The following is an 11,614-nucleotide window of genomic DNA, read 5'->3' as shown; positions in this document are numbered from 1 at the left end:
GCCTCGGAGGACCGGCCCATGATACGGAACTCCCCCGCTTCAACAATTTCCATCCGATGCGTTTTTCCCTGTGCCGACTGCTCTGCCTGCTGTTGATGACCTGTTCCGTGCAGGCTGCGGATGCGGCCGATGAAGGTGCCCAGGAAGCTGCCGTGCCCGCACTGAACATGAACCAGATCGGCCACGCCTATGTGCGCCTGGTGCTCGCGCTTGGCGAGCACGACCCCGACACCGTCGATGCTTATTACGGCCCGACCGCGGTGCGCGATGAGGTCAAGCGCGCAGCACTCGCACCGGCCCAGATCGAAGCCGAAGCGCAGGCGCTGCTGCTGCAGGTCGATGCCGCTCCGCAGTCGCAGACGCAGCAGGAGTTGCTTAGCCAACGCCGCGAGTACCTGAAGAAACAGCTCGCCGCACTCGTTGCCCGCGCGCAGATCGTGCAGGGCGAGAAGTTCAGCTTCGACGACGAAGCTCGCGCGCTATACGACACAGCAGCGCCCTACTACATCGAAGCGGATTTCGCGCCGGTGCTGGCGCGCATCGAAAAGCTGCTGCCGCGCCAGGCTGGCGATGCGCAGCGAACGCTGGCCGCGCGCTACAACCGCTACATCGAGCGTTACGCCGTGCCGCCGGCCAAGCTGCAGGCGGTGATGACACTGGCGATCAACGAAGCGCGTGCGCGCGCCGCGAAGCATCTGCCGCTGCCAACTGGCGAGCGCTTCGAGCTGAGCCTGGTCAAGGACAAGGCCTGGAGCGCCTACAACTGGTATCAAGGCGGGCTGACGAGCCGCATCGAGGTCAATACCGATCTGCCGATTCCGGTATCGCGGATCATCGAGCTGGCCTCGCATGAAGGCTATCCGGGCCATCACGTCTACAACACGCTGCTCGAAAGCGGCCTGGTCATCGGCCAGCAGTGGCCGGAATACACGGTCTACGCGCTGTTCTCGCCGCAATCGCTGATCGCCGAAGGCACGGCGGATTACGGCGTGGGCCTGGCTTTCCTCGGCAAGCAACGGCTGGCCTTCACGAAAGAACTTTTCACGGCCGCCGGGCTGAATCCGAAGGATGCGACGCGCTATCTGGAGATCGTCAACGCCGCGCGAGAACTGGTGCCGGCCGGCATCGAAGCGGCGCGCCGCTATCTCGATGGCCAGGTCACGGCCGCAGACACCTCGCAGTGGATGCAGCGCTTCCTGCTGTACTCGCCGGAGCGCGCCGCGCAGCGGCTGAAGTTCATCGACAAGTACCGCGCCTACATCATCAACTACAGCTGGGGCGAGGCGCTGGTGGGCAACTACATTCGCGCGAACGGCGGCGACGTCGCCGGTTCGCCCGAGCAATGGCAGCAGTTCTTCCAGCTGATCTCCCAGCCGCGCACGCCGGCGATGCTGGTGGCCGACGAGCCTGATGTCGTGATCGCTGGTGCTGCTGGCGCCGACATCAACGACCTCGCCGACTTCGAAGCCTTCATCGCCACACGGCCGACACTCGATGCCTTCGCCGCCCGCTATCCGGACGTGCTGCTGGTGCGCCCGGGCATGATCACCACGCGCGAATTCCGCAGCGATCGCAGCCGATTCTTTCCGAAGCTCGATGAACAGGGTCGCATCATCGGGGGCGGCTTCATGTGATGAACCCCTACTCGAAGCCAGTAGCGCTGCTGTTCACCCTCGCGCTGGGCTGCGCGCCTGCGAGAAGCGATAACAGCGGCCGGACCCTATACAAGCTAGGGCCAGTCAGTTTCGGCACTCTCTTGGAGTCCGAAGTCGCCAGCGGTTGCGGTTGCGCATTTCGTTCACCCAAACAGGCGGAAGGCATTGATTATCTGCTGCAGTGGGAGCTCGAAGAACCCGCAACGATGTTCGTGAATGGTGAGGTTGTCCGCCTGAAGGTCGAGACGTCATCGTTCTACGCGAAGCGCATCGGAGAAAAATCCGACATCAAGCTAAGTTCGCCGACCGTGTCGGCACGAGGTTCGATGATCAGCACCTGGGTCTGCCCACGGAAGCAGGAATTTTGCGAACTCAGCCGCTTCAAAGGCCAGTTGTCCGTCCAGACCCCGAAGGGCCGCGCAATCCTGCCGTTGGTGGGTTACTGCGGATGCTGAAAGCGCGGCAGGAGTCAGCTTTCGTACCTTGCGGCGCCCTTGTCGAAAGCTTCGCGCCGCTGGAACCGCCCGGTGCGCGGCTGCTGATTCTCGGCTCGATGCCGGGCATCGCGTCACTGCGCGCGCAGCAGTACTACGGCCATCCGCGCAACCAGTTCTGGCCGATGATGGAGACACTGTTCGGCGTGCCGGCGAGTGCTGCCTACGCCGAGCGCATCGCCGGCCTGCAGGCGCAGGGCATCGCGCTATGGGACGTGCTGCGCGCTTGCGAGCGGCCTGGCAGTCTCGATTCCAGCATCGTTCGCGGCAGCGAGCAGGCCAACGATATCGCCGGCTTCCTTGATCGCCATCCGCAGCTGAAAGTGATCGCACTGAACGGCGGCACGGCGCGTGATGCCTTCCGTCGCCATGTGCTGCCGATGCTCGGCGAGCGCCTGTCGGCCATCAAGCTGATCGCCTTGCCTTCAACCAGCCCGGCCAATGCCAGCGTCAGCGCGGCAGCGAAGCGCGCTGCCTGGGCCGCGTTGCTGGAGTAGGCCCGTCGCTGTGCAGTTCCACGTAGAACTGCGGTGGCCTGCGCCGAGTCACGGGATCGCGCTAAGGTTTCGTCCGCGCATTCACCTGTCTCTTCGATCGCCATGAGTTCCCACCTCCAGTTCCACACCCTCGACGTCTTCACCGAGCAGCGCTACGGCGGCAATCCGCTGGCTGTCGTGCTGGCTGCCGACGGTCTGAACACGCGGCAGATGCAGACCATCGCCCGTGAATTCAATCTGTCGGAAACCGTGTTCGTGCTGAAGCCGACGGCGCCCGGTGCCGACTTCAAGGTGCGCATCTTCACGCCGCAAATCGAGATGCCATTTGCTGGCCATCCCACGGTCGGCACGGCTTGCCTGCTCGCTGAACTTGGTCTGGCGCCGCAGGGTGACGATGTGCGCTTCGTGCTCGAGGAGAACGTCGGCCTGGTGCCGGTGCGGGTGCGCCGTGACGCCGGCCGCGCGCCTTACGGCGAGCTGACTACGGCGGTGCTGCCGCAGCGCGGACCTGATGCGCCGTCGGCCGCGGCATTGGCGACGATGCTCGGGCTCGAAGAACAGGACATCGGCTACGCCGAGCAAGCTGCCGCGCTGATCAGCTGCGGCGTGCCGTATGTGCTGGTGCCGCTGCGCTCGCCGGAATTGATGGCCGGCATCAGCTTCGATCTCCCGTGCTGGCGTCAGCATCTGGCTGGCGGCTGGGCGCATCAGGTCTACGTCTATGCACGCGGTTACGAAGGCGAGTTGCGCGCCCGCATGTTCGCGCCCGGTGCCGGGGTTCAGGAAGATCCAGCCACCGGCTCGGCCGCCGTGGCGCTCGCCGGTCGGCTGGCGATGGACGCACCGGAGGCCGATGGCTGCTTGGCCTGGACCATTCATCAAGGGTTGGAAATGAACCGGCCGAGCGTGCTGCAGATCGAGGCCGACAAGCAGGCTGGCGCGGTGATTGCTGTGCGAGTCGGGGGCCATGCGGTGACGGTGCTGTCCGGCACCTTGCCGCTGTAACCGGTACGGCGGACCGCGCCGCTATACTTCATTCAGCGTTATCAACAGGCTCCAGGCGCCGGCCGGCCTTCACGAATTCACGGAGATGCATCGATGAGCGAATCATTCCGCCGCCTTGCGCGGCTGGACGAGCAGTTCCACGGCTTGCTCGCGGCCTTCAAGCCCGCGCTGAAAGGCCTGATTCCGGACGACGTCAACTTCACCGAAGATTCCTACGACGAGCTGTTCATCATCCTGGCTTCGGCGGCGTACTACGCGCGTGATCCGAAGCTGCGAAAGCTGTCGGCCGACCGCACTGGCGGCAATCCGAAGCTGGTCAGCGTGATCATGGACGAAGGCCCGAAGGACAAGGATCTGGCGCTGCTCGAACGCCTCCTCGATCGCATCGCGCCGTATGTGCCGGTGTCGGTGCTGCTGGCGTCGCTGAAGACCATGCATGCCGACGGCAGCCCGCTGTTCAAGAGCTATCACGCGGCGATCGAGCGGATCACCGCCGATCTGTTCCGCATCGCCGCCGGCTTCGCACCAGCCGAAGCCTGCCCGGCCGTGCTGGTGAAGTGGGCGTCCGGCCCGCTGCGTGCAGAGATCTACGCGCAGCTGCATCAGGGCTAAGTCGCCGCCTTCCGGCGGTGCAACGAAAAGCGGCCGGTCACGCGAGTGACCGGCCGCTTTTCGTTGCCCTAGTGCTTACTGACCGGCGCTGGCACCGGCCTTGACGTTGACGTCGACATTCGCCGCACCGGCCGCCGCATTGGCGCCGTTCTTCACCGCAGTGCCGGTGGCCGACGCTGCGCCGCCGACCGCGTTCTTGGTGCCGACTGCAGCGTCCTTGGCGACACCGACACCGGCCTTCGCGGTGTTCTTGGTCGCTTCGGCGGTGCCCTTCACGGCCTTGCCGGTGGTCTGAGCGGCACCCTTCGCGGCGTCACCGGTGGCGCCGGCAACACCCTTCACCGTGCCGCCCACTGCACCTGCCGTGCCCTTGACGGCCTTGCCGAGGCCGAGACCCAGGCCGAGTCCGGCGTTGGCATCAGCCTTCGGATCGGAACCGACTTCGGCGCCGGTGCTGACGCGGGCATCGACGGCCGACTTGGCATCGCTCTGGGCCTCAGCCTTCGCTTTCGCGGCAGCAGCGGCTTCGGCATCGAGCTTGGCCTTGGCATCCGCATCGACATTGGTGTGCAGCCCGCCGGCGTTGACGCCGAGGCCGGCACCCGCATTGACGCCGAGGGCGAACGACGGGCCAGCGGCAGCGATCAGGGTGGCGACGATCACGGCGGGAATCAGGTTGCGGTTCATCAGGTGCTCCAGACAGATCAAGTTTTAGAGAGGTCGACCCTGCCTTGCTGGGCTCGATTCGACCTGCGCAGAATGCCGTCGGCACTCTGAACCCGTCCTGAACGGGTGTTCACAAGGATAATTCTCCTCGATGTCCGGAGACAGCGCGATGACCATGATGCCGACCGATCACGCCTCCGCCCAGCGTTGGGCGCTGAATTGGATCGCCGCCTGGAACGCGCGCGATATCGAAGCCGTGCTACGGCTGTTCGCCGATGACTGCCGCTTCCGCAGCCCGAAGGCAGCGACCATCACTGGCCACGGCACTGTTCGCGGCAAGCCGGCGCTGCGCGCTTATTGGCAGGCCGCGCTGGCCACGATTCCCAGCCTGCAGTTCAGCTTCGAAGCCGCGCACTGGGATCCGGATGCCGGCACCTTGCTGATCCGCTACGTCGCTTCGCTGGGTGGACAGCGTCTGCTGGCAGCGGAAATCTTCGACTTCGACGACCAGGCCTGCGTGGCCTGCGGCACGGCTCTGTATGGCGCGCCGGTCGACTGAACCATCGGCGCCGGTCGACGCCGATGCCGCCAGGATCGCGATCCTGGCAACGATCGCCCGCATCCCGGCCGGCCGGGTCTCCACCTATGGCCAGATCGCCTGGATCGCCGGTTATCCGGGGCGCGCGCGGCTGGTCGGCCGGGTGCTGGGTGGCATGCTCGAAGCTGGTGCCGCCACGCCTTGGCATCGGGTGATCAATGCGGCGGGCCAGATCTCGCTGCCGAAGTTCAGCGAGGAACATCGCGAGCAGAAGCGCCGGCTAGGCGCCGAGGGCGTGCGCTTCGAGAACGACAGGGTCAGCCTGCGCCGCTATGGCTGGCAGGCGGGCGGCGACAGCCCGCTGATCGACCCATGAAAAGTGGTCAGTCCGGATCGAGCCGCCGATGCTGGCGCAGCGCATGCCAGCCCTGCGGCGTCAGCGTGTAGCGATCCTCGGCCTTGGCTTCGATCAGGCCGCATTGGCGCAGACGTTGCGCAGCCTCGGCTTCAAGCGCGCATTGACCCTGTTCGATCCGTGCCAGCGCGGCCCAGTCCTGCGGCGATACGTGGTTCATCGGCTTCTCCTCGCGTGAGCCAATCTTCGGCCCGGTCTTGCGCCGGGCCTGACTTGATCATCGGCGTCGAGCGAGGCCCTAGCAAGCGGCCACGAAAAAGGCCGGTGTCGCCACCGGCCTTCATTCATCGCACAAGCATGTCGCGATGGCTTACCAGATGCTGACTCGCTTCTCCGGGGCGACATACATCTTGTCGCCTTCCTTGACGCTGAAAGCGTCGTAGAAGCCGGCCTGATTGACCAGGGTGGCGTTGCCGCGTACCGACGGCGGCGAATGCGGATCGACGGTCAGGCGGCGAATCGCTTCGGCTTCGCGGTCCTTGCCCTGCCAGACCTGAGCCCAGCCGAGGTAGAAGCGCTGCTCGCCGCTCAGGCCGTCGATCTCCGGCGCCGGCTTGCCGCCGAGGCTGATCTTGTAGGCCTTGTAGGCGATGGTCAGGCCGGAGTTGTCGGCAACGTTTTCGCCCAGGGTCAGCTCGCCGTTGACGTGATAGCCCTTCACCGGCTCGAAGGCCGCGTACTGGGCAACCAGGGCGGCGGTCTTGGCCTTGAAGTTCTTCAGGTCGGCTTCGCTGAACCACTGGCGCAGGTTGCCGTCGCCGTCGTACTGCGCGCCCTGGTCGTCGAAGCCATGGCTGATCTCGTGACCGATCACCGCGCCGATGCCACCGTAGTTCACGGCGTCGTCAGCGGCGGCATTGAAGAACGGCGGCTGCAGGATCGCCGCCGGGAAGACGATCTCGTTCTTCTCCGGGTTGTAGTACGCATTGACCGTCTGCGGCGTCATGCCCCACTCCTCGCGGTCGATCGGCGTGCCGAGCTTGGCCAGTTCGAACTGGTAGGCGTAGGCGTTGGCGCGGGCGACGTTGCCGAGCAGATCGTTGCCGCTGATCACCAGCTTCGAGTAGTCCTTCCACTTGTTCGGATAGCCGATCTTCGGCGCGAACTTGGCGAGCTTGGCCTGGGCTTCCTTCTTGGTTTCCGGGCTCATCCAGTCGAGCGTGTCGATCGACTGCTTGTAGGCTTCCAGCAGATTCTTGACCAGCGCTTCCATGCGCGCCTTGTTGGCCGGCGGGAAGTGCTTCTCGACATAGAGCTTGCCGAGCGATTCGCCGATCGAGGTCTCAACCAGTTCCACGCCGCGCTTCCAGCGCGGACGATTTTCCGGAATGCCGCGCAGCGCCGTGCCGTAGAACGCGAAGTTCTCGTCGACGAAAGCCTTGGGCAGATACGGCGCGAACTCGGCGATCACCTTCCACTTGAAATAGGCCTTCCAGGCGTCGAGCGGCTGGCTCTGCAGCAGCTTGGCGAAGCCGGTGATGTAGGTCGGCTGGCTGACGATCACGTAATCGAGCTTGCCGGCCATGCCGGCACCGGTGAACCAGGCCTTGAAGTCGAAGCCTGGCGCCAGCGCGTCGAGCTTGCTCAGCTCGACCTTGTTGTAGGTCTTCACCGGATCGCGATTGGCGACCTTGTCCCACTGCTCCTTGGCCAGTGCGGTTTCCAGCGCGAAGACCGCCTTGGCTTTCTTGGCCGCGTCCTTGTCGCCCGCCAGCGTCAGCATCTTCTCGATGTGGGCGACGTAACCGGTGCGCGATTCGCGGTACTTGTCGGTGTCCTTCAGGTAGTAGTCACGATCCGGCAGGCCGAGGCCGTACTGGTAGAGATCGACGACGTACTTGGTCGAATCCTTGTTGTCCTGATGCACGAACGGGACGAACGGGGTGCCGACGCCGGTGGTCGACAAGCCAGCCATCAGGCCCGGGATGCCGCTCTTGTCGGCCATCGCGTCAATCGTCGACAGGCTGCTATCGATGGCTTTCAGGCCGGCCGCTTCAACGCCGGCTTCGTCCATGAAGCTCTTGTACAGATCGCCGATCTGCTGCGGTTCGGTGTTCGGCTTCGCTTCGGCATTGGCGGCGGAGGCTTCGATCAGCTCGCGCAGCTGTTGTTCGGCGTCATCGGCCAGCTTGGTGAACGAGCCATAGCGCGCCTTGTCAGCCGGAATCTCGAAGCTGTCCAGCCACTTGCCGTTCATGTGCCGGTAAGTGTCGTCCTCGGCACGGACGGCGGTATCCATGGTCGCCGGATTGATGCCGGAGGTCGGTGCCGCAACGGCCGCAGGTGCCGCGGCTTCGGTCTTCGGAGCGTCGGCGGACTTGCCGCAGCCATACAGCAGTGCGGCGCCCGCCGCGATCATGAGAATGCGATTCAAAGGGATGGACCTCTTGGAATGGAGACGGCTGCTGTCATAGAAGGACGCAGCCTGATTTCCTCAGACTACGCCGGAGACGAAAAGGTTGGAACCAATCGCCGATCGGTTCCAAAGCAGAGTCAGGCCGCTGGTGTCTCGCGCAGCTCCTTCAGCACCTTGAGCCGGCGGTTGCGCAGTTCGACACCGATCGCGGCACCGAGGTAGCCATCGGCGGTGACCGATGCCGGTTCCACCAGCGCAATGCGCCGACGCGCGGCGCGCAGATAGTTCGGCTGCGGATAGTCGCGGTTCTCCAGCCCGGTGCGGCCGCGGGCATCGCAGTCGCAGGCGGTCAGGAATTCCTCGAAGCGCTGCGGCCGGCGCAGGGCGTCGAGCCGTTCCAGCAGCTGCATCAAGGTGCCCGGCGTCAGCTCGCGGGCCTGATGGACCAAGAGATGCTCGCGGCAGACCTGCAGCGCCAGCTCGCGGCAATCGTTCGGCACCTTGAGCCGCGTGCAGAAGGCTTCGACCAGCGGTACGCCGCTCTGCTCGTGGCCGTAGTGGCTGGGCAGCAGATGTTCCGGCGTCAGCGCCTTGCCGAAGTCGTGGCAGAGCGCGGCGACACGCACCGTCAGCGGCGCTTCGATGCTCGCGGCGTGATCGATGGTCAGCATCGTGTGTACGCCGGTATCGATCTCCGGATGATGCTTCGGCGGCTGCGGCACGCCGAACAGGGCATCGACTTCCGGCATCAGGCGCTTCAGTGCGCCGCACTCGCGCAGGGTCGTGAAGTAGATCGACGGTTGCGGCTGCATCAATGCCCGCTCGGTTTCCTTCCAGACCCGTTCCGCGGTCAGGTGATCGACTTCACCGCTGTCGACCATCTGCCGCATCAGCGCCATCGTTTCATCGGCAATGCGGAAGCCGAGGCTGGCGTAGCGCGAATGAAAGCGGGCAATGCGCAGCACCCGCACCGGGTCCTCGGCGAAAGCCGCAGAGACATGGCGCAGCACGCGCGCTTCGAGATCGACACGGCCGCCGTGGGGATCGATCAGCGTACCGTCGTCGTCCTCGGCCATCGCATTGACGGTGAGATCGCGGCGGATCAGATCGTCTTCCAGGGTCACGCCGGGATCGGTGTGGATGGTGAAGCCACGATAGCCGCGACCGTTCTTCCGCTCGGTGCGCGCCAGCGCGTGTTCTTCCTGGGTCTGGGGATGCAGGAACACCGGGAAATCCTTGCCGACCGGCCGGTAGCCGAGCGCGATCATTTCCTCCGGCGTTGCGCCAGTAACCACCCAATCGCGCTCGGCGACCGGGCGCCTCAGCAGCCGGTCGCGTACCGCGCCGCCGACCAGATAACGTCGCATCATGGAATTTCTTCGAGGCCTGCCGGCACCGGCGCCAGCGCGACGGGCTTCAGCCAGTTCGACAATGCTTGCGGCTTGCCCTGCTGGCGCCAGCCGAAGACCATCGAATGCCAGAGCACGCGCTGCACATAGGTGCGGGTTTCGTTGTACGGAATGTTCTCGATCCAGATATCCGCCGACATCGGCGTCGCCGGCAGCCAGCGCGCCGCCGCGTTCGGGCCGGCGTTGTAGCCGGCGATCGCCACCGGCAGCTGGCCGACGAAGCGATCGACCAGATCGCGCAGATGCGCCGCACCGAGCGGCACATTGACCTCGGGATCGAACAGCGCCGCGTGCGTCGGCAACGGGCGCTGCCACTTGCGCGCGGTGCGGGTCGCGGTTTCCGGCAGCATCTGCAGCAGGCCGTAGGCGTTGGCGCTCGATACCGCATCGGCCCGATACAGGCTTTCCTGACGCAGCACGCCGTAGATCAGGTTGTCCGGCAGGCCGGACAGTGCCGCGCCGGTCTTCACCGGCGATTCATAAGGCCGCGGATAGAGCAGCGCGTAATCGGTGAACAGCTTCATCCGGCTGGCGGCGGCCACACCCTGCTCGTACCAGCCCCAGCCCATCGCCAGATGGATAGCCTGGAAGCGTGCGGCTTCATCGAGTGGCTCGAACGCCGCCCAGAACTCGGCGGCCGCCTGATTGCGCAGCGACGACAGGAACAGTTCGCGGGCCCGGACGAAGCCGGCCTGGCTGTCGAGCTTCGCGACGATGGCCGGATCGGCCGCCAAGGGCTGCGGATGTGGCGCGTAGGCAATACCGGACTGCGCGGCGGCGAGCGCCGGATACCAGCCGTCTTCCTGTGCCAGCGAAGTGAGCAGATCGTTCGCCGCTTGATCACCGCCGGCAGCGGCAGCCCGCGCGGCCCAGTAACGCCAGCGCTGTTCGTTGCGCTGGCTTTCGGACATCGCCGAGATCGCTTTCGCCGCCTGCTGCCAGTCGCCAGCCCAGAGTGCGGCGCGCGCCCACCATTCGGCGGACAGGCTGTCGTTGTCGGCCGGCAGCACCTGGGCGAAATAGCCCAGCGTTTCCGGCTTGCGGCTCCAGGCCATGCCCAGCGCCAGCGAGCGTGCAAAAGGGCTGGCCGCGGTGTCATCGAGTGCGCGTGCGCCACGCAGTGCGGCGAAGCGTGCGGCAGCGGCGTCCGGATCCTTGCGGGCCAGGCGCTGCCAGCCATCCTGCAGCGCGGCCAGTTCCACCGCCCGCGACGGATCGGCAATCAGTGCATCGAGTTCGCGCTGCGGCTGGTCGATCAGCGCTGCCCATTGCTTGATCGGCGCGCTGGCTTCCGCCGTCAGCGGCGCTGCGATGGTTTTCGCCAGCGCGCCGTAGCCGTTGCTGACCACCAGCCGCGCCCGCGCCTCGATCAGCGCCGGCGTCAGCAGGTTCTGATCGCGCGCCCAGGTGAACGCTGCATCGCAGGCCGGCAGCGATTTGTCGGCCACCTGCCATTGCTGGATCACCGCCGGCGCCAGGCTGGCGGTCTGGTTCAGCGCGATTCGCGCCGCGAACTGCAGGCAGCGGAAAGTCGTGTCACTGGTCGCCAGCGGCGCCGGCAGCGCTGCGAGATAGCGATCCCAGCGCTTGCGTGCTGCCAGGCTGGTCAGCCAGGCGCGGCGCAGATCGTTGGCGGCCAGGGTTCCGCCCTGAGCCGTGATGAAAGCGGCGACCGCGTCATCGGCACCGCGATCGTCCTCCGGCTTGGCTTGGGCCAGCCGCGCCTTCAGCCGCGCAGCCGTGAGGTAGGGATAGAGCGGATAGGCGCGCAGGCGATCGCTGTCTTCGCCATTGAAGGAACCGGCTTCGGCAGCGACGAAAGCGCCGCTGAATTCGCTGCGCGCGATGGCCAGGGAGTCATCGTCTGCGATGGCCGACAGCGCGAAGAGGCCGGCAAATGCCAGGGCTAGAGAAGCGAGAGACGGGTTGGAGCGTAGGGTCATCATGGAACTCTGACCCTCAGATCG

General features: G+C 65.6%; 12 protein-coding genes. 7 read left to right on the top strand and 5 right to left on the bottom strand.

The genetic code is table 11. The features are described 5' to 3' along the window. The first annotated feature begins 56 nt into the window (after nt 1-56). The 5 genes from G513_RS22420 to G513_RS0110050 all read left to right on the top strand — a co-directional run bounded on the left by G513_RS22420 (nt 57) and on the right by G513_RS0110050 (nt 4,263). Complete coding sequence (locus tag G513_RS22420) at nt 57-1,634, top strand: hypothetical protein (protein WP_022976718.1); 1,578 nt, start codon at nt 57-59, stop codon at nt 1,632-1,634. Continuing rightward, a complete protein-coding gene (locus G513_RS0110065; RefSeq protein ID WP_022976717.1) occupies nt 1,634-2,110 on the top strand; it encodes a hypothetical protein in 477 nt (158 codons plus the stop codon). Before G513_RS22420 ends, G513_RS0110065 begins: the two co-directional genes overlap by 1 nt. Continuing rightward, entirely contained in the window at nt 2,104-2,646 is a 543-nt protein-coding gene (locus G513_RS0110060; RefSeq protein WP_022976716.1) for a DNA-deoxyinosine glycosylase, read from the top strand. The genes G513_RS0110065 and G513_RS0110060 overlap by 7 nt, the downstream gene beginning before the upstream one ends. 102 nt (nt 2,647-2,748) lie before the next feature. After that, on the top strand, nt 2,749-3,651 hold the full coding sequence (locus G513_RS0110055) for a PhzF family phenazine biosynthesis protein (protein ID WP_022976715.1): 903 nt from the start codon (nt 2,749-2,751) through the stop codon (nt 3,649-3,651). A 93-nt stretch (nt 3,652-3,744) separates the two neighbouring features. Next, on the top strand, nt 3,745-4,263 hold the full coding sequence (locus G513_RS0110050) for a hypothetical protein (RefSeq protein WP_022976714.1): 519 nt from the start codon (nt 3,745-3,747) through the stop codon (nt 4,261-4,263). A 75-nt stretch (nt 4,264-4,338) separates the two neighbouring features. On the opposite strand, the gene G513_RS0110045 is transcribed toward G513_RS0110050, so the two are convergent. Continuing rightward, nucleotides 4,339-4,950: a hypothetical protein gene (locus tag G513_RS0110045; RefSeq protein ID WP_156891525.1), complete on the bottom strand. Its 612-nt coding sequence runs from the start codon at nt 4,948-4,950 to the stop codon at nt 4,339-4,341. A gap of 130 nt (nt 4,951-5,080) precedes the next feature. Between G513_RS0110045 and G513_RS0110040 the strand changes: the two genes are divergently transcribed. Beyond that, complete coding sequence (locus G513_RS0110040) at nt 5,081-5,488, top strand: nuclear transport factor 2 family protein (protein WP_084711435.1); 408 nt, start codon at nt 5,081-5,083, stop codon at nt 5,486-5,488. Continuing rightward, nucleotides 5,469-5,843 carry an MGMT family protein gene (locus tag G513_RS0110035; RefSeq protein ID WP_022976711.1) on the top strand — a complete coding sequence of 125 codons (375 nt, stop codon included), beginning with the start codon at nt 5,469-5,471 and terminating at the stop codon, nt 5,841-5,843. Before G513_RS0110040 ends, G513_RS0110035 begins: the two co-directional genes overlap by 20 nt. 7 nt (nt 5,844-5,850) lie before the next feature. Here the strand turns inward: G513_RS0110035 and G513_RS0110030 are convergent, their stop codons facing one another. The 4 genes from G513_RS0110030 to G513_RS0110015 form a co-directional block, all read right to left on the bottom strand. Next, nucleotides 5,851-6,042, bottom strand: a complete 192-nt coding sequence (locus G513_RS0110030) for a hypothetical protein (RefSeq protein ID WP_022976710.1) — start codon at nt 6,040-6,042, stop codon at nt 5,851-5,853. A gap of 150 nt (nt 6,043-6,192) precedes the next feature. Further along, entirely contained in the window at nt 6,193-8,241 is a 2,049-nt protein-coding gene (locus G513_RS0110025) for a M13 family metallopeptidase (protein ID WP_022976709.1), read from the bottom strand. A gap of 134 nt (nt 8,242-8,375) precedes the next feature. Then, nucleotides 8,376-9,605, bottom strand: a complete 1,230-nt coding sequence (locus tag G513_RS0110020; protein WP_022976708.1) for a multifunctional CCA addition/repair protein — start codon at nt 9,603-9,605, stop codon at nt 8,376-8,378. After that, nucleotides 9,605-11,593, bottom strand: coding sequence for a lytic transglycosylase domain-containing protein (locus G513_RS0110015; protein ID WP_022976707.1), 1,989 nt, complete (start codon nt 11,591-11,593; stop codon nt 9,605-9,607). Before G513_RS0110015 ends, G513_RS0110020 begins: the two co-directional genes overlap by 1 nt. Between the last annotated feature and the right edge of the window lie 21 nt (nt 11,594-11,614).

It is taken from the genome of Nevskia ramosa DSM 11499 (genome assembly GCF_000420645.1).
Classification (GTDB): domain Bacteria; phylum Pseudomonadota; class Gammaproteobacteria; order Nevskiales; family Nevskiaceae; genus Nevskia; species Nevskia ramosa.
The sequence above is the reverse complement of the archived record's forward strand: the minus strand, read 5'-3'. Positions and strand labels throughout refer to the sequence as shown.

What these genes read in the sequence shown, in the direction of transcription:
- G513_RS22420 (WP_022976718.1), top strand. Translation starts at nt 57, where the DNA reads ATGCGTTTTTCCCTGTGCCGACTGCTCTGCCTGCTGTTGATGACCTGT.
- G513_RS0110065 (WP_022976717.1), top strand. Translation starts at nt 1,634, where the DNA reads ATGAACCCCTACTCGAAGCCAGTAGCGCTGCTGTTCACCCTCGCGCTG.
- G513_RS0110060 (WP_022976716.1), top strand. Translation starts at nt 2,104, where the DNA reads ATGCTGAAAGCGCGGCAGGAGTCAGCTTTCGTACCTTGCGGCGCCCTT.
- G513_RS0110055 (WP_022976715.1), top strand. Translation starts at nt 2,749, where the DNA reads ATGAGTTCCCACCTCCAGTTCCACACCCTCGACGTCTTCACCGAGCAG.
- G513_RS0110050 (WP_022976714.1), top strand. Translation starts at nt 3,745, where the DNA reads ATGAGCGAATCATTCCGCCGCCTTGCGCGGCTGGACGAGCAGTTCCAC.
- G513_RS0110045 (WP_156891525.1), bottom strand. Translation starts at nt 4,950, where the DNA reads ATGAACCGCAACCTGATTCCCGCCGTGATCGTCGCCACCCTGATCGCT.
- G513_RS0110040 (WP_084711435.1), top strand. Translation starts at nt 5,081, where the DNA reads ATGTCCGGAGACAGCGCGATGACCATGATGCCGACCGATCACGCCTCC.
- G513_RS0110035 (WP_022976711.1), top strand. Translation starts at nt 5,469, where the DNA reads ATGGCGCGCCGGTCGACTGAACCATCGGCGCCGGTCGACGCCGATGCC.
- G513_RS0110030 (WP_022976710.1), bottom strand. Translation starts at nt 6,042, where the DNA reads ATGAACCACGTATCGCCGCAGGACTGGGCCGCGCTGGCACGGATCGAA.
- G513_RS0110025 (WP_022976709.1), bottom strand. Translation starts at nt 8,241, where the DNA reads ATGATCGCGGCGGGCGCCGCACTGCTGTATGGCTGCGGCAAGTCCGCC.
- G513_RS0110020 (WP_022976708.1), bottom strand. Translation starts at nt 9,605, where the DNA reads ATGCGACGTTATCTGGTCGGCGGCGCGGTACGCGACCGGCTGCTGAGG.
- G513_RS0110015 (WP_022976707.1), bottom strand. Translation starts at nt 11,593, where the DNA reads ATGATGACCCTACGCTCCAACCCGTCTCTCGCTTCTCTAGCCCTGGCA.